The organism is Rahnella woolbedingensis, from assembly GCF_003602095.1.
In the GTDB taxonomy this organism is placed as follows: domain Bacteria; phylum Pseudomonadota; class Gammaproteobacteria; order Enterobacterales; family Enterobacteriaceae; genus Rahnella; species Rahnella woolbedingensis.
The window spans coordinates 228,396-248,011 of sequence record NZ_RAHH01000004.1 but is presented as its reverse complement, the minus strand read 5'-3'; the positions used below and the strand labels follow the sequence as shown (position 1 = coordinate 248,011).

The window sequence follows — 19,616 nt, the reverse complement described above, 5'->3', positions numbered from 1 at the left end:
TTTTTGAAGAAGAATATCTGCAGGCCAACGATCAGAAACTGGCGTTTGCCGATAACTGTACGGCATTGACCAGCATGAGCAATACCAAAGATGGCAGTGTTGCACCTAAAGAAAGAATTAATATTCGCTATGTGCCCAAAGCGGACGGATTAAGCTCTGAAGTAGAATTACCTCTCAATCTCCTGGTTGTTGGCGATATGAAAGGCCGGCCTGAAGATGCGCCGCTCGATGAGCGTTCAGCGGTATCTATCAATAAAAATAATTTCAATTCAATCATGAGTGAAACAGGCATCAGCCTGAATTTCAGTGTTGCAAACTCACTCAGTAATAAAAAAGGTGATGAAGTCCAGGTCGAGCTTGATATCAAATCCATAGAGGACTTTTCGCCAGATAACATCGTAAAACAAGTCCCTGAGCTGAGAAAACTGCTTGAGCTACGAGAAGCCCTGGTGGCTCTCAAAGGTCCGATGGGAAACGTGCCCGCTTTCCGTTCTCAGTTGCAGGCCTTGCTCGATCAGGAAGAATCACGCGCGCAACTTTTGAAAGAGCTCGATATCGTCAATAAGGCGTAAATCTAAAAGGGATTTTCACTATGTCATTACAGGAAGAACTGTCATCAGCAATGGCGAAGGCTGCCGTACCGCAGAAATCATTGCTGGATGAAATTATGGCGCAAACGCGCATTCAGCCCGAATCAGATGGATATGATGTGGCCCGTCAGGGTGTAGCAGCATTTGTGACCAGCATCCTGCAAACAGGCAGTCACGCAGAACCGATCAACAAACTGGCCGTTGATCGTATGATCGCCGAACTTGATAGCAAACTCAGCAAACAGATGAATAATATTCTGCATGCGGAATCCTTCCAGCAGGTCGAATCATTCTGGCGCTCAATGAAGCTGCTGGTAGACAGAACTGATTTTAAAGAAAACATTAAAATCAATATCCTCCATGCCACTAAAGAAGAGTTGCTGGAAGACTTTGAATTTGCACCTGAAATTGTGCAATCTGGTTTCTATAAGCATGTTTATTCTTCCGGTTATGGTCAGTTTGGCGGCGAGCCGATCGCCTCTATCGTTGGCAGCTACGCATTCAATAACAGTGCGCAGGACATGAAACTGCTTAACTATGTCAGCGCTGTGGGAGCAATGGCTCACGCTCCTTTCCTGACGTCCGTTTCGCCGAATTTTTTCGGCCTGAATTCATTTACTGAATTACCTACGATTAAAGACATTTCTTCCATTTTTGAAGGCCCTTCTTACACCAAGTGGCGCGCCCTGCGTGAAACGGAAGATGCCCGATATCTGGGTCTGACTGCCCCCCGTTTTCTGCTGAGACTGCCTTACTCTCCTGTTGAGAATCCGGTGAAGAAATTCAATTACCAGGAAGATGTTAGCCACAATCATGACGATTATTTGTGGGGCAATACGGCTTATCTTCTGGCCAGCAGCCTGACGGACAGCTTTGCTAAATACCGCTGGTGCCCGAACATTATCGGTCCGCAAAGTGGTGGCGCGGTCAATGATCTGCCGGTTCACCTTTTTGAAGCGATGGGTCAAACCCAGGCCAAAATCCCGACAGAAATCCTGGTGACCGACCGCCGTGAATTTGAACTGGCGGAGGAAGGATTCATCACGCTGACCATGCGCAAAGGCAGTAATAATGCGGCATTCTTCTCGGCTAACTCAGCGCAAAAGCCACGCAAATTCCCGGGAACACCAGAAGGTAAAGTCGCGGAAACGAATTACAAGCTGGGAACTCAGTTGCCTTACATGTTCATCATCAACCGCTTGGCCCACTACATTAAAGTCCTGCAACGTGAGCAAATCGGGTCATGGAAGGTGCGCAATGATCTGGAACGCGAGCTGAATAACTGGATCAAGCAATATATCGCCGATCAGGAAAACCCACCCGCTGATGTGCGCAGCCGTAAACCCTTACGGGCAGCCAAAATTGATGTGCTGGATGTCGATGGTGATCCTGGTTGGTATCAGGTCGCGATTTCTGTACGTCCGCATTTCAAATATATGGGAGCTAACTTCGAGTTATCTTTGGTCGGCAGGCTTGATAAGGAATAGCAATGAGCATGCCAGGCCGTAAGCGGGATGTTTCTGCCAGTTTGTTTGAACGCATCGGGGGAGAGTCCTCTGGATTTTCCCGTGCAATACAAATTGAACGATTGCAAATGTCGATTAAAAGAAACTTACGCAACATTCTGAATGCCCGGCCTGGTAGCTGTCAGAGCACTGCGGAATTAGGCGTCATTGATCTTAATGACGCAACTGCCACCTCGGCTGATTTTCGTAAAACCGTTGAACATGCCATTGCACAATGTATCGAACATTATGAGCCGCGGGTTAAAAAAGCGCAGGTTCAGGCGGTGAATAACGACGGATACAACCCAATGGATCTTAACTTCCATATTGTCGCGCATATCGATTTTAACGGTCTAAGGGATGTCGTTGAATTCAATATGCAGCTTGATAATTACCATCATTACCAACTGGATTAGGCATCATGTCATTTGAGGAAAAGTATTTTCGCGAAGAGCTGGATTATTTACGCCAGCTGGGAAAATTATTGGCTAAAGAAAAACCTCATCTGGCTCCTTTTTTGGCAGAAAAAGAAGCCGATCCGGATGTTGAACGCTTACTGGAAGGCTTTGCTTTTCTTTCCGGAAATCTGCGTTCAAGAATTGAAGATGAATTTCCAGAACTTACTCATAGTTTGCTCAATATGCTGTGGCCAAATTATCTTCGTCCGACGCCCAGTATGACCGTGATGGAATTTATTCCCGATCCTAAAACCGTCACGACGGCATTCTTAGTCGAAGCCGGATCTCAGGTCATGAGCGAATCAGGCAAAATTACCGGACAAATGTTGGAGGGTTCTCCCTCAGAACCGGTTCCGGCATGTAAATTCACACTTGGTCGCGGCGTATGGTTATTGCCTCTAAGCATCGCAGATGTGACATCTAACAATAGTCATAAACAAGGCTCTGTGAATATTACTTTTCTGAGAGGTAAACAGCAGGAAATCAGTTCAATTGATTTCGATAAAATGCGTTTATGGCTGGGAAATGATGATAACTACACTCGCTATCAGCTCTATTTATGGTTATGCGAATATATCACCCACGCCGAACTTATTGTCGGTGAAAAGGTTATCCGCCTGCCGGATTTCAGGCTCTCTCCTGTAGGTTTTACCAAGCAGGATGCGCTGCTGCCCTATCCCAAAAATGTTTACAGCGGCTATCGTATTCTGCAGGAATACCTCTGTTATTTAGACAGTTTTTTCTTCTTTGATGTTGCGGGAATTCATTCACTTCCAGATGGGTTGATAGCCGAAGAATTTAGTCTGCGATTACATTTCTCCCGTCCTCTGCCACCTGACATAAAACTGCGCCAGGACTCAATACGGTTGTACTGCACACCCGCAGTCAATCTTTTTACTGAGCACGCAGAAGCCATTGTTCTCAATGAAACTTCTACAGAGTATTTGCTGGAAGCCCATCATAAACTTGCAGAATGCTATGACATTTTCTCGGTGGATAATGTTGAAAGCGGATGGCAAAGAGAAAATGAGAGCGGTAAAGCCGCTGATGACATGACAAGAAGTTATACCTCCTTTGAAAGTTTCCAGCATCAGGTGGAATATTCGCAACAGCGCGAAGCTTTATATTATCGGGTAAAAACACAACCCTCATTAAGCTATCAGGGATTTGAACATTATATTTCATTTGTGCATGGCGATGGCGCTGTTCAAAAGAGGACTTATTCGGGTGAAAACCATGAAATCGCGTCAGTAGCGTTAACCTGTACTAACCGGGACCTGCCTGCTCAACTCAAAACCGGGGACATTTTCCGGGCCAATGGCAAAGAACCGGCAATCGCTTCTTTTCGCAATGTCACACGCCCTTCGCTGCCACTTTATCCGGTTCTCGATGGCAGTCTGCACTGGTCATTACTGTCAAATATGAGCCTTAACTATCTGTCATTACTGGACATTGATGCCCTTAAGCAAATCCTTCGGACTTACGATTTGCCCGGGATACATCATCCCCAGGCGGCCCGTTTGTCCCAGCAAAAACTAGACGCCATGGAGCAGATTGAAACTCATCCTGTCGATCACTTATTTAAGGGCGTGCCTGTGAGAGGCCTGGCATCCACGCTTTATATTCGTCAGGCACCTTTTGTCTGCGAGGGCGATTTGTATTTGTTAGGCACTGTGCTTTCTCATTTCTTCTCGCTTTATTGCAGCATTAATAGCTTCCACGAATTAAAAGTGGTCAATATGGATAATCAGGAGTGCTATGAATGGCCGGAAAGAATAGGTCAGCACGCGCTGATTTAACCTCTGAGGAGTTGTTTAGCGATATCAGCCGACATAATTTCTATGCTCTGGTCGAGGCTATTTATAAGCGTACCGGAAACTATGACTCAATTTCTTTGCAGACTGAGCCAGAAAATGAAGTGGTTCGTTTTCAGGCGGAGGCCGGTATTGCTTTTCCAATAAGCGATGTGCAGGCGCTCGGCCAAAATAAATCCAGCCAGTTCATCATGACAACGACGTTTCTGGGGCTTCACGGTAGCCAGTCCCCGCTCCCCGGATACTACCTGGATAATCTCGCCTGGGAATCCGCTCAGGGCGAAAGAAAGTTGACTGATTTCCTCGATATGTTCGCTCATCGCTGGACCCAGTTTGTTTACCACATCTGGCGTAAATATCGTTATTTCGTCTGTTTCCGCAACGGAGGAACGGACGAATTCTCACAGCGAATGTATTCACTTGTCGGCCTCGGCAGTCAAAGCATCCGCGGGCGGCTGGAAATTAACCACAGCAAAATGCTGGCCTACGCTGGCGCACTGGCAAATCCGGGTCGAGCACCAGAAGTCGTATGCAGCCTGATTTCTCACTGTTTTGACCTGGAAGACGTCACATTGCGTGGCTGGCAGTTACGCAAAATGAACATCAAATCAGAGCAGCAAAACCGGCTGGGTGTCCGCTTGCTTAAAGCGGGCAAACATACTGAAAAATCCACACTCGGCGTTAATTTCTCTCTGGGCGATAAAGTGCCAGATCGTGGCGGTAAGTTTTTATTATGTATAGATAATTTATCAAGATCAGATTTTTTGTCTTTTCTCCCTAACGGCGAAAATTTTTTACCCCTTACCTTATTCGTTGCCTTCATTTTACGTGACCAGTTTGCCTGGGATTTAAGGCTGGGTATCGCACCGAAACAGGTGGGGGGCATGACGCTGGGTGATGAACAAAATTCACTGCTGGGGTGGACCAGTTTTATCGGGCAACCCGAACAGCATCCTCACGTGACTATCGTCGTGAGATCGTAATCAGAGCATAAATAAACGGAGCGCAGTATGGCAGAGGACAAACAACAGCCATCACTCTCATTACAGGTTATGAACGGTAATGAACTGGAAAGTGGCCGGGCGGCAAAATGCCTGTTCACCACAGAAGGAGGCGAGATTGGTCACGCCCAAACCAACTACTGGTCAGTGCAGGACAGACAGCACAGCATCGAAGAAAAAGCCTGTGCCGTGCGCTGGCATGACGGCACCTTTTGCCTGCATGTTTTCACTCAAAATCTGCGGATTAACCAGGCGACTGTTCCGGCAAATTCCGGACTTATCCGGCTTCGTCAGGGGGATGAAATCTTTATCGGTTCACTGTGTATGAAAGCACAGTTCCACCTTGGTGAGGCCACCGGCTATGACACGCAAAACGCGACGCCAGAAACGATTGTCATGAACCGTGACATGCTGACGGAGACGCTTCTGAATACTGACGGACAGCCAAGCTATCACAACAATGCTCCCCACCGGGAAATCGCGCCAACACTGGTGAACAGCTTTTCTCAGGATCCGCTGGCTGCGTTGCAAAAAGAAACGCTGACTACACATCACGCAACCTTTTCTGCATTTGACGACACCTCTGAACTGCAATATTCCCACCGTCCTGCACGGGTTGCTCCGGGGTCAGATCATCTTCCTAAAGGCGGAATTGACAACAATTTTATGGACCTGCCCGAAATTCATACTCACGACGATTACGAACCCGAAAATCACGACCACAATATGACACACCGGCATGTGGCGATTACACCGCTGATGCGAGGGTTAGGTCATGCTCTTCCGCTGCAAAACTCGCAGGATGCTGATGATTTCTTAGAAGAAATCGGGCGCACATTACAAGCTGCTGTCAGAGGATTACTTGAGCTTCAATTTCAGCAAAACAGCCTTTCTGACAAACACCTGCGCCCGCTGGAAGATAACCCGCTACGCCTGAGTTTAAATTATGAGACAGCGCTGAATGTCCTGTTTGCTGAACAGAAAAGTCCGGTTCACCTTTCTGCGCCTGCCGCTGTTTCAGAAAGTCTTCGCAATATAAAACACCATAATCAGGCCAATCAGACGGCCATTGTTGAAGCATTAGGAATGATGCTCGACGCATTATCGCCTGCACAACTCATACAACGTTTCGCGCAATATCGTCGCAGTAATGAACAACGCCAGGAAATCAACGATGCCTGGGCATGGCGTATGTATTGCAACTATTACGAAGAGCTGGCTTCAAGCCGCCAGCTGGGGTTTGAAAAGCTTTTCAATGAAGTCTATGCCCAGGTTTATGACCGGGTATTGCGGCAGGCCAGCCGGGAGCCAAACGCATCATGAGATGGCAGGTTGCTCTTTCAATATCATTGATTTGTCTCATGACCGGTAGCTTAACGGGATGCCAGACCATCAAAAAAATCGGTCAGGTCATAGCTCACCCCGATATCAAAGTGGGCAGTCAGGATGACCAGCCTTCAGAAATCAGGGTCACGATGCTGACTGAGCCGGGTATCAATCCGAATGACAGCGGCGAGGCTTCTCCGGTAAGCGTTCAATTAATTTATATGAGTGAAGACTCAAAGCTGCGTGTGGCCGATTTCGATCAGATAACCACAACAAAGCTGGATGAGGTTCTGGGCAAAAATTATATCGACCACCAGGATTTCAATTTATTGCCAGACACAATGAAAACATTACCGCCAACGAAACTGGTGCCGGCGACGCAATACATCGGCGTCGTTGCATATTTTTCGGACGATCAGGTAACTGAATGGAAAGCGATTGAGCGCGTCAGTGCCACAGGCCATCACTACCACCTGCTGGTGCACGTCCGCGACAAAAGTATCGAATTTAAAAAAGAGGATGAATGATCGTGGCAACAATGAAAAATAAAGTGCTCTGGCAGGAAGGATTGTTCGTCAAACCACAACACTTTCAGCAATATCAACGACATAACGATTATGTCATCAGCAACCGTTTATCGTCGATCAGTAATCTCACCTGGGGATTTACCGAGCTCGATATCGATGACACGCAGCTTAAGCATGGCAAAATCAGTCTCAACCGGGCAGTTGGGTGTATGTCCGATGGCACCTTTTTCAGTATCCCCGATCAGGATATTCTGCCCTCACCGCTGCTCATCAGCGAACTGAAATCTGCCAGCAGCCGGGATATTTTTCTGGTGCTGCCAATTATCAGTGATGTCATCAATGAAGTTGAAGGGATGCACAGCGCCGGTCAAAGCTCCGGACGTTACCGTATAAATTATAACGACGTACGTGATCTGCACACTAACGAAGGCGATGTCAGCCAGTTAGCGTTAGGACAACTGATCCCGCGACTGATGAGCGGCGCGGAGGATCTGAGCTCCTGGGTCACCATTCCGGTTTGCCGGATTAAAAACCGCCATCCCGACGGCCGGCTGGACTTAGATCCCGACTTCATTCCGGGCTGCCAGACTGTTCATGCCAGCACCGCATTGAAAAGATACCTCGATGAAATTACCTCTGCCGTGCAAAGCCGGGCAAAAGAACTCGCCAGCCGGATAGGTTCACCTTCTCAGCAAGGTATTGCGGATGTCGCTGAATTTATGATGCTGCAGATGTTCAACCGAAATCAGCTCAAATTTGCCCATCGCGCCAGTTTGTTACGGTTACATCCGGAGACTTTTTATGTCGATCTGATTTCTCTTTACGGGGAAATGGTGACGTTCACCGAAGATGACCGTTTACCGGAAAATATCGAGCCTTATCAGCAGGAACATCTCACCGAAACTTATAATCAGATCATGATGCGTTTGCGCAAAGCGCTGAGTACCGTACTGGCTCCGAGAGCCATGAATCTGCCATTCAGCTATATGGACGGTATTTACGTCGCACTGGTTAACGACCTCTCTTTACTGAAATCTGCAACATTTATCCTGGCCGTCAAATCGCAAATCCCTCATGACACGTTGCAGCGACAGTTTGTGCAGCAATCCAAAATCAGTTCAGTGGAAAGGATCCGCAATGTGGTGAGCGTGCAGGTGCCCGGCGTTCAGCTGACGTCCCTTTCAACCGCACCGCGCCAGATCCCCTACCACGCCAACTATGTCTATTTCTCATTGGATAAAAACAGCCCCGGCTGGGCAGAAATCGTCAAACACAATGGCATTGCGCTGCACGTCTCCGGCTCCTTCCCGGAATTAGATCTTCAGCTTTGGGCAATAAGGGGATAACGCAATGAGCGACATATCTGCGGTTTCAGCCTTCACCCCGGAAGACGTCAGTGAAGACAGCCACCGTCTCTATCGCCTGACGCTGCGCGGCAATAGCCTTAATACAATGATTGATGCAGCCACACCGCTGCTGGGAATGGTTTTGCGTCTGAAAAGTATGAGCAGCCGCGGGCTACCGGAACACCTGTTTGGTCAGGTGGTCACCGATATCCGCGCCATTGAGCAACTGCTGCAAAATCATGGTTACGAGCCCGGCACCATCATTTCTTTCCGTTACGTTCTTTGTACTTTCATTGATGAAACCGCACTGGGACAGGGTTGGTCCACGCAAAACGAATGGGTAAAACAATCGCTGCTGGTGCATTTTCATAACGAAACCTGGGGTGGCGAAAAGGTTTTCATTTTGCTGGAAAGGCTGATGGGAGAACCCAAACGGTATCAGGATTTGCTGGAGTTTTTATATCTGTGTTTTTCTCTCGGATTCCGGGGCAGATATAAAGTCAGTAATCAGAACAACGATGAATTTGAACAGATTTTTCGCCGCCTTCATCACGTTTTGCACAAGCTCAGAGGCGACAGCGCCTTCCCGCTGCTGCACCAGAACAAAATCGGACAACCCGGATTTTATCGCCTGACACGACGCCTGGGAATTAAGCATCTTCTCGCGGGCGGCGGCATCCTGCTGGCGGTGGTTTACCTGTTTTATCTGCTTCGTCTTAATGCCCAGACTCAGGACATTTTGCACCAGCTGAATAATTTGCTGCGATAAGAAAAAGGAGTTTTCTATGATCCAGATTGATTTACCGATGCTCGTTAGTCGACTCAATATCCTGTCGAAACAGTCACTGGAACTGGCAGCGGCAGAATGCGTAAACCAGCAGGGAACTGAAATTACGGTTGCCCACGTGCTGTCCCAAATGCTGATGACACCGCGCAGTGATGTGCGCGTCATCATTGAACAGGCAGGGATTGATGCAGATGAATTACTCGCGGCGATATCGCTGACCGGCGGACGGCCGGGGAATACCGTCGAGACAAGTTATCCAAGTTTTTCTCCTTTGCTGGTGGAATGGCTGAAAGATGCCTGGCTGCTGGCTTCTGCGGACATGCAGGTTACACAGCTGCGCGGAGGAATTTTGCTACTTGCCCTGCTCCATTCCCCGCTGCGTTATGTCACTCCGGCTGCGACGCAGCTTCTGGCGCAAATAAATCGCGATTTGCTACGACTGAATTTTTTCGTCTGGACGAAAGATTCCGCTGAGTCCGCCCTCCCGGAAGAAGCAGGAAAAAGTAACCCTCTGCACAATGGCGAAGAAAGTATGCTGGCGCGTTATTCCACTAACGTGACGGAAGATGCCCGCAACGGCAAACTCGATCCGGTGCTGTGTCGTGATAATGAAATCGATTTAATGATCGACATCCTTTGCCGCAGGCGCAAAAACAATCCGATCGTGGTCGGCGAAGCCGGAGTCGGAAAAAGTGCACTCATCGAAGGGCTGGCAATGCGTATCGTTGCCGGACGGGTGCCGGAAAAATTATGTCACACCGAACTGGTTACTCTTGATTTAGGTGCCTTACAGGCCGGAGCTTCTGTCAAAGGTGAGTTTGAGAAACGCTTTAAAAACATCATGGCGGAAGTAAAGCAGTCACCGGTTCCCGTCATCTTGTTTATTGATGAAGCCCACACGCTGATCGGCGCAGGTAATCAGCAAGGTGGACTGGATATCTCCAATCTGCTGAAACCCGCTCTGGCCCGTGGCGAGCTTAAAACCATTGCGGCCACCACCTGGAGCGAATACAAAAAATATTTTGAAAAAGATGCCGCACTTTCCCGACGTTTCCAGCCGGTGAAAGTGACTGAACCGACGGCAGCCGAAGCCACTATTATTCTTCGCGGACTCTCGTCGGTTTACGAACAATCTCACGGCGTACTGATTGATGACGAGGCGCTACAGGCCGCAGCCACGTTGAGCGAACGTTATTTATCCGGGCGTCAGTTGCCAGATAAAGCCATTGATGTGCTGGATACCGCCTGTGCCCGCGTCGCGATCAACTTAACGTCGCCGCCCCGCCAGATTTCTGCGCTGACCACACAAAGGCACCAGTTTGAAGCGGAAATCCGCCAGCTGGAACGCGAGCAACGCATTGGTCTGCTGCACAACGATTCCCGGCTTTTAGAATTACATCAGCTTTATGAGGAAACCGGCCAGCAACTTAATGAACTCGAATCAGGCTGGCAGCATCAGCGTGATCTGGTTCATCAGATAATTGCCCTTCGCCATGATTTTTTAGCCATGGATGATGAAGAGTCTGGCACTGAATCGATCGCGGAAAAACGTCAAACGTTGCAAAAGCTGATGGCCGAACTCGACGCACTGCATCAGACCCGAAAACTGGTTTCTCCGCACGTGGATAAAGGGCAAATTTCGGCCGTCATTGCCGAATGGACCGGCGTGCCGTTAAACCGGTTATCTCAAAGTGAGATGACACTGATTACCGAACTTCCCGCGTGGCTTGGCGAAAAAATTCAGGGCCAGTCACTGGCGATTGCCCATTTGCATAAACATTTACTGACCGCCAGAGCCGATCTGCGCCGTCCTGGCCGTCCGCTGGGGGCATTTTTGCTGGCGGGTCCGAGTGGCGTTGGTAAAACAGAAACCGTGCTGCAACTGGCAGAATTGCTTTTCGGCGGCCGCCAGTACCTCACGACCATCAACATGTCTGAGTTCCAGGAAAAGCATACCGTTTCACGACTGATCGGTTCACCACCCGGCTACGTCGGTTACGGCGAAGGCGGCGTACTGACAGAGGCTATCCGTCAAAAACCTTATTCCGTGGTACTTCTCGACGAAGTTGAAAAAGCCCACCCGGACGTACTCAATCTGTTCTATCAGGCGTTTGATAAAGGTGAAATGTCGGATGGCGAGGGCCGCCTGATCGACTGCAAAAATGTGGTGTTTTTCCTGACTTCAAATCTGGGTTATCAGGTAATTGTGGAGCATGCCGCTAATCCTGAACAGCTACAGGAAGCGCTGTATCCGGTTCTTGCCGATTTCTTCAAACCTGCGCTGCTGGCACGTATGGAAACCATTCCGTTCCTGCCATTGTCGGCAGAAACGCTGATCACCATTATTGCCGCAAAACTGGCAAGGCTGGAGGTACTGCTCAACAAACGCTTTGGGGCCAAAGTGATTATTGATGCGCAAGTGAGTGATGAAATTATGCTGCGGGTGACACGTGCTGAGAACGGCGCACGTATGCTCGAATCCATTATTGATGGCGAAGTCCTGCCGCCTCTTTCGTTGCTGCTGCTGCAAAAACTGGCCGCCGGCTCAGCTATCAAGCATGTGCAAATTGCCGTCACTGAACATCGTTTCACGGCAGACATTCAGGATTCTTTCACTGAGCAAGAAGGCGGTTTATGCGCGGTGTAATTCTGCTCTGCCTGCTGCCTTTATCTGTCGGACTGGCACTGGCAGAACCACTCAAGCCGGTTATCAGTCCGGCAGAAACCACACTCGCGGCGATGACGACCTGTCGCCAGGAACCTTCGTCTCTGCTACGTCTCGATTGTTACGACCACTTACTGACGCCTGCTTATCCCGACTTTTCCGGCGCACTGGTCAAAGCTCAGGTGCAAGGTGAGGCCTGGCAACGTGCTTTTGCACAGGAACACTTACGCGACGATCACTCAGCAAATTTTCTAACCCAGCAGACTACCGGTGAATCCCCTTCTGTTGTGATCACCACCCCAGCGATCGGGATCGTGCCTCCGCGCCCTGTACTGATGTTCAGTTGCATAGACAACATCACGCGTATGCAAATTGCTTTACCCACGCCGTTGCATCATGAGCCGAACTTGTCTGTTTCCACAGAAAAATTCCATGCTGACGTTCACTGGTTTTTGCGGGAGAACGACTCACTTCTTGAATCCAGCCGCGGTCTGCCAGGAATTGATGAAATTAAACAACTTTTTGGCGCCCATACGCTGACCGTAGCGCTGAACAAAACGGATAAAGGCATGTCCGCGAAATCAGATCCGGCAACTTTGCTCACGTTTTCGATCGATGGTCTGGATAAAACGCTTACCCCTCTCAGGGTGGCCTGCCACTGGGCAGATTAGCGACGAATTTCTAAAGGGAATTTTATGGAAATGAGAACACCAGGGGCCTGGACAGAGCTTGTCCTTGCCCCGCTGGCGGATGAAAAAATCCGGGTAGCCATCAGTGAAAGCAATGTCGACTGGGAATATATCGACAGTGAAATGGTTAAGCTGGGATCACTGACCCATGCTCAGCTGGATATCACGGAGATCCAGAGTCGGGCGCTGAAACTGCTGGCAACTGAAAGCAAAGATTTCCGCCTGATGGTACACCTGCTGCGCACCCTGCAACACGCCGGGAAAGCGCCCTCCTTGTTGCTGGCACTGCAACTCCTCACACAATATATCGGGCAATATTGGGCGATCAGCTGGCCGCAAAAAGCTTCGCAAAAAAATCGTTTTGCCCTGCAAGTTATAAAACGTTTTGAAACTGCATCAGGGACTTTCGCCCTGCAAGCCAGTCAGGCTGAACGTGACACCATGCTCCAAGAATTACAGCATCTTGCTCAGCTCTGGCTGGCGGCTGAAAACCAGCCGCTGGCATCGGCCGCTGACGAGCTTGTACGCGCCTATCAGCGCAGTATTCAGCAACAGTTATCTGTAAACAGCGCCGTGACCGAAAACACGCCGTCTTCAATTACCGGCAACGAAACCCGCGAAACCGGCGCGCAAAACTTTCAGCCTGAATTCCCGAAAGTGAGCGTCGAAAGCCATGACGATAAATCCTGGCGACAAACGCTGCTCAGGGTGGCGGAATTATTATGCGAACGCCATCCGCAAAGCGCGATGGGTTACCGCCTGCGTCGTCATGCGCTCTGGCAAAATATTGGTGCCGTACCTCAGGCCGAAAATGAAGGCCGGACTTCTCTCGCCGCATTTCCTCCTGATTTAATGGCTGATTACCAAAGCCGGCTTCCGGCCGCTGATATTGCGCTCTGGGAGCAGGTCGAAGCCAGTTTGTTACTGGCGCCGTACTGGTTTGACGGGCATTACCTCTCCTCGCGCATTGCCACTCAGCTAGGCTTTCAGGCAGCCGCCGCAGCTATCCGCGATGAGCTCCGTCTTTTTATAAAACGGCTACCGTTGCTGGAAAATTTGCACTTTACCGATCACACCCCTTTTCTTTCCGGGCCGACCCTGAACTGGCTCAATGAGAGTTCCTCCCCCCGCACAGAAAATCTGTCATCCGGCAATAATGATGAGGAAAACCAGCGCATCTGGCAGTGCTTTGACTCCCAGGGGCTGGCTGCGGCGCTGGAATTACTCGATCAGATGCAACAACGGTTCGGTGAGCCACGTGGTCAGTTTTACCGTCAGTTCCTGAGTGCCCGGCTTCTTGAAAAGGCCGGTCTGGAAGCCTCAGCGCGACAGCAATATCAATTACTCCATCACACCGCGCGCCAGATGACATTACCCGAATGGGAACCTGCGCTGCTTGAACAGTTAAAAGAAAAAATCACGACGGAACAGTGAAGTAAAACAGGAGTTTTATTGTGTTCAAAATATCAAAACCCGGTTTCCTCAGAGCATTAAAGCCCACGCTAAAACCCGCCATGCCACGGCTAAAAATCTCGGCGATGGTGCTGCTGGTCATCGGCTGGATCCTTTCACTGGTCTGGATCTGGTGGAAAGGCCCGACATGGACGCTCGGACAACAACATCCGCTGGCGCCACAAGCCAACCGCTGGCTGGCAACGTCAGTCTGGGTGCTCATTGCGCTTGCCTGGCTGACCTGGCGGGTGGTAAAACGCCTGCAACATCTGGAGACGTTGCAACGCCTGCAACGCCTGCATGAAAAAGATCCGCTCAGCCTCGAAGTGCATCAACAGCAGCGTCATCTGGACCACTGGTTATTACGCCTGCAACGTCATCTGTCCCGCAGGAACCCGGTTTACCATCTGCCGTGGTACATCATGGTGGGCACTTCCGGCAGCGGAAAGACGACGTTGCTGCGCGAAGGTTATTCTGCAGACAAGATTTATGTTCCCGAAAAAGTGCGCGGTGAGAATAACGCCACCTGGCATATTTCGCCCTATGTGGGCGAGCACGCAGTGATTTTTGATATTGACGGCAAACTGATTAACCAGCTTGCTGGCGGAGAAGATGAAGTCAACGTTTACAGCCTGTTATGGGAGCACTGGCTCGGCTGGCTGAACCAGAACCGCCCGCGTCAGCCGCTGAATGGCATTATTATTACGCTGGATTTGCCTGAACTTCTGACCGCCAGTAAATCTCAGCGCGAGCAACAACTCACCGTTCTTCGTCAGCGACTGCAGGACCTCAACCAGCAGCTGCATTGCGAATTGCCGGTTTATATTGTTCTGACCAAACTCGATCTGCTTTACGGTTTTGCGCCGCTTTTCCAGCCGCTTGATAAACAACAGCGCGATTCGATTCTGGGCGTCACCTTCCGCGAGGGCTCACACGAAAATGACCTGTGGCGCGAGGAACTGCACACTTTCTGGCAGGAATGGATGCTGCGCTTTAATCAGGCGCTGCCGGACCTCCTGCTGAGCCATGTGGAAGCCAGTCAGCGCAGTATGCTGTTCAGCTTCAACCGCCAGATGCAGGGCATCAACGATCATCTGGAGTCATTAATCAGCAGCCTGCTGGCTGGCGACAACATGTCTGTCATGCTGCGCGGAGTGTATCTCACCTCTTCGCTGCAACGTGGTCAGGTTGACGACGTTTTTATTCAGTCTGCCGCGGTTCAGTACCGCCTGGGACAAACCGCGCTTTCCTCCTGGCCGATGGTGGAAACACAGCCTTATTTCAGCCGCAATCTGTTCCCTGAAATCTTACTGGCCGAAGCAAATCTTGCCGGAGAAAACACGCTCTGGCTGAAAAAATCGCGCCGCCGGATGACTATTTTTTCAGGCATTGGCGCGGCCGCAGCATTGGCCTGCATGGCGGGCTGGCATTACTATTATCAGTCTAACTACCATTCAGGCGTTACGGTGCTGGCCCAGGCAAAATCCTTTAGGGAAATTCCCCCGCCGCAGGGCATTGATGAGTTGGGTAACCTTCAGTTGCCGCTGCTCAATCCGATGCGGGATGCCACTCTGGCCTATGGAGACTACCGCGAACACAATGCGCTGACGGATATGGCTTTATATCAGGGTGTGAAAATCGGTCCGTATGTTGAAAAAACGTATCTGCAATTGCTCGATCAGCGCTTCTTACCCGCTTTATTTAACGGACTGATCAAAGACCTCAATGCTGCACCTGCGGGAAGTGAGAAAAAACTCGCGATCCTGCGAGTGATCCGCATGCTGGAAGACAAAAGTGGCCGCGACAATAAGGTCGTCGAACAATATATGTCGCAGCGCTGGAGTGAACATTTTCACGGTCAGCGTGAGCTTCAGTCCCAGCTGATGTCGCATCTTGATTACGCACTGGATCACACCGACTGGCATGCGCGAAGGGCGGAAGGCGACAGCGATGCGATCACCCGTTTTATTCCTTATGAAAAACCGATCGTTGCCGCTCAGCAGGAGCTCAGCAAACTCTCTATTTATCAGCGCGTTTATCAAAGCCTGAGGTCAAAAGCACAGGGCGTATTACCTGCTGATCTGAACCTGAGAGACCAGATTGGCCCAAGCTTCGACAAGGTTTTCGTCGCCAACAAAGAAGAAGATCTCGCCATCCCGCAGTTCCTCACCCGTTACGGGCTGCAAAGCTATTTTGTGAAGCAGCGTGACAGTCTGGTAGAACTCACCGCACTGGATAGCTGGGTGCTGAATATCACTAAAAATGTGACTTTCAGCGAAGCCGATCGTGAAGAAATTCAGCGGCATATCACGGAGCAGTACATCAGCGACTACACTGCCACCTGGCAGGCGGGAATGAATAATCTGGATGTCCGTGACTATGAGGATATACAGGAAGTCACCGATGCTCTTGAACAAGTGATCAGTGGCGATCAGCCGTTCTATCGTGCGTTACAAACGCTGCGTGATAACACCCAGCTCCCGCCTCCTCCTGCAAATATTCCGGAGAAAGCGCGTGATGAAATGATGTCCTCTCTCGATTTCCAGTTGCTGGCGCGTTTGGGCCGTGAGTTTTCGCCCGAAAATAGCGTTCTGACGGAAACCAAAGACAAAGAGAGCACCCTGCAGGCTGTTTATCAGCAACTGACTGAGCTTCATCGTTATTTACTGGCGATTCAGAACTCTCCGGTGCCGGGTAAGTCAGCGCTCAAAGCCGTGCAGATGCGTCTTGATCAGAATAACAGTGACCCGATATTCGCGACCCGCCAGATGGCAAAAACTCTTCCAGCACCGCTTAACCGCTGGGTGGGCAAGCTTGCCGATCAGGCCTGGCACGTGGTGATGGTCGAAGCCGTTCACTACATGGAAGTTGAGTGGAACGACAAAGTAGTCAAAACCTTCAATGAACAGCTGGCGGACCGCTATCCGTTTAACCCGGACGCGACACAGGATGCCTCACTCGATGCCTTTAATCGCTTCTTCAAACCCGATGGCGTTCTCGACAGTTTCTATCAGCAGAACCTGAAGCTGTTTATCGAGAACAAACTCACCTGGGGTGATGACGGCCAGGTGCTGATCCGCCCGGATGTACAGCAACAGCTTGAAACTGCTCAAAAAATCCGTGAAACCTTCTTTACACAGCAAAGCGCTCTGGGCACTCAGTATGCCATTGAAACCACTGAGCTTTCGTCGAACAAGCGCCGCAGCGTACTGAATATGGATGGTCAGTTACTCGATTACAGCCATGGTCGCAATTACACCACACACCTGGTCTGGCCAAACACCATGCGTGATGGAACTGAAAGCAAACTTACGCTGGTCGGCACCGGCGACGGCGCACCACGTAGCATCAGCTTCAAAGGTCCGTGGGCGCAGTTCCGCCTGATCGACGCCGGAAGTCTGACCAACGTCGATGACGGCTCATTTGACGTGCGCTTCAACGTTGACGGCGGTTACATGATTTACCGCATGCATTTTGATACGCAGGACAATCCTTTCACCGGCGGACTCTTCAGCGAGTTCAGCCTGCCCGATACGTTGTATTAAAGGACTCACCCCGGCAGCCATGCCGGGGTATTAAGGAAAACCATGAGCGACGACACACACATCATCAAACTCGGGGACGATCCGCGCTTTTTGCCGGAATTCAGTGCGATCCGTGAAGAAATCAATAAAGCGAATCACCCTTCCCAGCCGGAAGTTAACTGGCGGCTTGTCGAATCGCTGGCGCTGACACTGTTCAAAAGCAACGGCGTCGACCTGCACACTGCCACTTACTACACGCTGGCGCGCACCAAAATTAACGGACTGTCCGGATTTTGCGAAGGCTGCGAATTGCTGGCGGGGCTCATCACCGCCGAATGGGAACGCTTCTGGCCACAAAACTACCAGGCGCGCAGCGATATGCTGGAGTGGTTCAACACCCGCATCGGTAATATTCTGCGAAAAAATCCCGCACTGGCACTGGGTGATATCCAGCTTCTGTACCGCACTGAACGCACGCTGCAACTTATCTGCGACAAGCTGCAACAAGTCGAACTCAAGCGCGTTCCGCGCGTGGAGAATCTGCTCTATTTTATGCAGAACATCCGCAAACGCACCGAAGCCGAGCAGCAGGCACAAAGTTCCCAGGCTCACCATTACATCTCGCAGACGCTGGTCTATATGCCGGACCAGATAACTCATCCGGAACCCGTTTATTCGCCGTTGCCGAGCATGGAGCCTGTGCAGCAGGCGCCGAAAGTCGAAGTGCATTTCGCCGGTTCGGAGAATAAAAAACGCCCTTCCCGCAAGCCCGTTATCGGCGGCTTTTTGGCGGGTATTGTCTGCTCGGCGCTGGTCTGCGGAGGATTATGGTGGTGGCAGGTTGCGCCTTTGCAAAAGCAAATCGCACTGATCAGAGATACCCCTCAGGGCGGCGGCGCACTTTGGCTGACATCTCCTGAGCTGAATACGTATCCGCAGCGCTTAAACCGCTTGCTCAACGCAGCCCCGCTGCAGGCACTGGAAACCGGCGAGCATCTGACCAAAACAGCGGCGGCCATCTGGCCTGAAAATGAACAGCAACAACAAACTATCGCCCGCTGGAACAGTGCGCTCAAACTGCGCGCCGATAACAGCCCTGACTTACGCGGATACTTACAATTACGTCAGGATATGCAGGCATTTTCCGACTTATTAGTGCAACGGGAAAAAAGCAAAGAAGGCGTCACGCTTTCTTATCTCAAAACCGTCGCCTATCAGGCCGAAACCTTGCTGAATCAGACTACACCCCTTGAGGCGCTACTAACCCAGCTGGAAGAAGCCAAAAGACAAAATAAAAACACCCAAACTCTTGAAAAAACAATTAACGAGAGAATGGACTCATTATCCAGCCGCTATTTTTTGATTAAAGACATTCGTCAAAATGATAATTGACATTTAAACCTAACAACTAATAATCATGACTAAGATAAAGGAATAACATCATGGCCAACCTTATTTACTTAACCCTCACAGGACAAACCCAGGGTCTGATTTCAGCAGGATGCTCATCGCTGGATTCGATTGGGAACAAAGCACAGATCGCACATTTGGATCAGATAATGGTTTATGAGTTGTCGCATATTCTCTCCAGAGAGGAAAATGTTAATCATCATCCTGTAGTAGTAACGAAGCCTATAGATAAGTCATCCCCATTACTTGGAAAAGCGATTTCAGAGAATGAAATACTTACTGTTAATCTAGATATTTATCGGACAAACAGATTTGGTAAAGACGAGCTGTTCTTTAAAATAAAGCTCACAAAGGCACGGCTTAGTGACATAAGTTTAGTTTTTCCTAACACTATTGATGACAACAACGCCCAAGCTTATGAAGAGCTATCCTTTTCTTATGAAACAATAACTTGGGAGCACATCATTGCAGGAACAAGTGCTTATAGTCTATGGAATGAAAGAGTGTTTTAACTAAATGAAT

15 protein-coding genes are annotated in these 19,616 nt (G+C 49.9%); all 15 read left to right on the top strand.

Annotated features, from left to right (window positions below):
* Positions 1-74: 74 nt before the first annotated feature.
* The 15 genes from tssB to D6C13_RS04630 are packed head-to-tail and all read left to right on the top strand — an operon-like array spanning position 75 to position 19,606.
* A complete protein-coding gene (gene tssB / locus D6C13_RS04700; RefSeq protein WP_120131675.1) occupies positions 75-572 on the top strand; it encodes a type VI secretion system contractile sheath small subunit in 498 nt (165 codons plus the stop codon).
* A 20-nt stretch (positions 573-592) separates the two neighbouring features.
* A complete protein-coding gene (tssC, locus tag D6C13_RS04695; RefSeq protein WP_120131660.1) occupies positions 593-2,077 on the top strand; it encodes a type VI secretion system contractile sheath large subunit in 1,485 nt (494 codons plus the stop codon).
* Positions 2,078-2,079: 2 nt separating this feature from the next.
* On the top strand, positions 2,080-2,511 hold the full coding sequence (gene tssE / locus D6C13_RS04690; RefSeq protein ID WP_120131659.1) for a type VI secretion system baseplate subunit TssE: 432 nt from the start codon (positions 2,080-2,082) through the stop codon (positions 2,509-2,511).
* Between the two features lie 5 nt (positions 2,512-2,516).
* Complete coding sequence (tssF, locus tag D6C13_RS04685) at positions 2,517-4,352, top strand: type VI secretion system baseplate subunit TssF (RefSeq protein WP_120131658.1); 1,836 nt, start codon at positions 2,517-2,519, stop codon at positions 4,350-4,352.
* Positions 4,316-5,350 carry a type VI secretion system baseplate subunit TssG gene (tssG, locus tag D6C13_RS04680; protein ID WP_120131657.1) on the top strand — a complete coding sequence of 345 codons (1,035 nt, stop codon included), beginning with the start codon at positions 4,316-4,318 and terminating at the stop codon, positions 5,348-5,350. The genes tssF and tssG overlap by 37 nt, the downstream gene beginning before the upstream one ends.
* 27 nt (positions 5,351-5,377) lie before the next feature.
* Positions 5,378-6,691, top strand: a complete 1,314-nt coding sequence (gene tagH, locus D6C13_RS04675) for a type VI secretion system-associated FHA domain protein TagH (RefSeq protein WP_120131656.1) — start codon at positions 5,378-5,380, stop codon at positions 6,689-6,691.
* Entirely contained in the window at positions 6,688-7,221 is a 534-nt protein-coding gene (gene tssJ / locus D6C13_RS04670; protein WP_120131655.1) for a type VI secretion system lipoprotein TssJ, read from the top strand. The genes tagH and tssJ overlap by 4 nt, the downstream gene beginning before the upstream one ends.
* 2 nt (positions 7,222-7,223) lie before the next feature.
* Complete coding sequence (gene tssK / locus D6C13_RS04665) at positions 7,224-8,567, top strand: type VI secretion system baseplate subunit TssK (protein WP_120131674.1); 1,344 nt, start codon at positions 7,224-7,226, stop codon at positions 8,565-8,567.
* Positions 8,568-8,571: 4 nt separating this feature from the next.
* Positions 8,572-9,336: a type IVB secretion system protein IcmH/DotU gene (gene icmH / locus D6C13_RS04660; RefSeq protein ID WP_120131654.1), complete on the top strand. Its 765-nt coding sequence runs from the start codon at positions 8,572-8,574 to the stop codon at positions 9,334-9,336.
* Between the two features lie 16 nt (positions 9,337-9,352).
* Positions 9,353-12,001 (top strand): type VI secretion system ATPase TssH, encoded by a 2,649-nt coding sequence (gene tssH, locus D6C13_RS04655; protein ID WP_120131653.1) that lies wholly within the window; start codon positions 9,353-9,355, stop codon positions 11,999-12,001.
* Positions 11,989-12,690, top strand: coding sequence for a type VI secretion system-associated protein VasI (vasI, locus tag D6C13_RS04650; protein ID WP_120131652.1), 702 nt, complete (start codon positions 11,989-11,991; stop codon positions 12,688-12,690). Before tssH ends, vasI begins: the two co-directional genes overlap by 13 nt.
* A gap of 24 nt (positions 12,691-12,714) precedes the next feature.
* On the top strand, positions 12,715-14,142 hold the full coding sequence (gene tssA, locus D6C13_RS04645; RefSeq protein WP_120131651.1) for a type VI secretion system protein TssA: 1,428 nt from the start codon (positions 12,715-12,717) through the stop codon (positions 14,140-14,142).
* A gap of 20 nt (positions 14,143-14,162) precedes the next feature.
* Positions 14,163-17,705, top strand: coding sequence for a type VI secretion system membrane subunit TssM (tssM, locus tag D6C13_RS04640; protein ID WP_147408167.1), 3,543 nt, complete (start codon positions 14,163-14,165; stop codon positions 17,703-17,705).
* A 42-nt stretch (positions 17,706-17,747) separates the two neighbouring features.
* Entirely contained in the window at positions 17,748-19,076 is a 1,329-nt protein-coding gene (locus D6C13_RS04635) for a VasL domain-containing protein (RefSeq protein WP_120131649.1), read from the top strand.
* Positions 19,077-19,126: 50 nt separating this feature from the next.
* Positions 19,127-19,606, top strand: a complete 480-nt coding sequence (locus D6C13_RS04630; RefSeq protein WP_120131648.1) for an Hcp family type VI secretion system effector — start codon at positions 19,127-19,129, stop codon at positions 19,604-19,606.
* Positions 19,607-19,616 lie beyond the last annotated feature (10 nt).